Annotated in this window: 2 protein-coding genes; both read right to left on the bottom strand. The window is 45.4% G+C overall.

All coding sequences use genetic code 11. The annotated features are described in order from the left end of the window. On the bottom strand, positions 1 to 452 hold a 452-nt coding region (locus A3750_RS01080; RefSeq protein WP_231871661.1), incomplete at its 3' end, for a DUF3750 domain-containing protein. Positions 453 to 847: 395 nt separating this feature from the next. Then, positions 848 to 1,172, bottom strand: a 325-nt coding sequence (locus A3750_RS01075) for a DUF4345 domain-containing protein (RefSeq protein WP_156498288.1), incomplete at its 5' end; no start/stop codon positions are given.

Raw genomic sequence — 1,172 nt, 5'->3', positions numbered from 1 at the left:
CCCCGTTTTTCATAAACGAGCTCAGGCTCAGCGCCGTACCAGTGTCTGTCAGGCAGATCCGCCTCAACACGCAGTACAGGAACACCCCACTTCGCGCGCCATCCGACCACTTCCAAAACAGTGTACGTGTCCGCGTTACTTGGCTTGACTGAAATCCACGTATGCACCGCGAAGATACCCCTCCACCCCCAAGTATCGGCAGCATAAACCTGCACAATCGCGTCGGTGTATTCGGAAGGAAGCGGAGCAATATTTGCCGACTCGCGGGTCGCATCACGCCAGGTTGTGGTGCTGCAGCCCCCTAAGATAAAAACGGCCGTAAACAGCAGCAGTACAGATCTTATACTAGGCCACGCCGGATTTGCTTTAACACATCTACTCAACAATACGATAGCCTCATAAATCATCACCCGTTGGAAGATACGCTGTGTACTGTCGATTAGTTTACTCAAATGAGAGCTCACAATCATTGCTCATGCGTCTGCGTTTTAATTAACTGCCGATTTTATTTAACGGCCTAGTTTAAGCCCACGGCGCGAAAGTCGCTTTCAAGAGATGTTAACTTTTGAGGTTCTAGGTCCTCTCTTGCCCCGTTCTTCATCGTGAGATTTCTAAAATCCTGTTTCCAAACGGTCAGTATTCACCAAATAGCGGACATCAGACAAGTGTTCTAGCTTTACTCTCTTCAAGAGGCAAACAGACATTCAAATGAGGTTAGTGCTCGACAATAATGAACTAGTCGCCTTTATCTGAATGTTACTTTCCCCTTAATTATTTTGGTCATCAGCTGATAACAAATACGGAGTCCATGAGCGCCAGCAAGGCGTGAGTTCGACTAAATGTTTGGTTATGTTCTTTTTTGGTGTTGCCAATACAGTGCGAAGATCACCAAAGACAATACAAATTCTAATACCATTGCTGGTACCAAGACTAACGCTGGAGCACCTATGGTTAGAGTTGAAACTAACCTTCCTACACCACCTAATAAGAAAAAAAATGCTATGAAAGGGACGAATTGAATCTGGGAACCAAGGTTACGAGCGACCCAAAAACAAAACACACCAAAAGCGATCCAATAAACTGAAAAAAACCTAAGCTCGTTATCGACTGTTGCTTCGACAGGACCTGACCTTTTCCCCAAATTTAAAACCATGAACTCGATGAGATTTCCA

Source organism: Oleiphilus sp. HI0079 (genome assembly GCF_001635105.1).
Note: the sequence above shows the minus strand (reverse complement) of the source record. Positions and strands in the feature narration are given on the sequence as shown.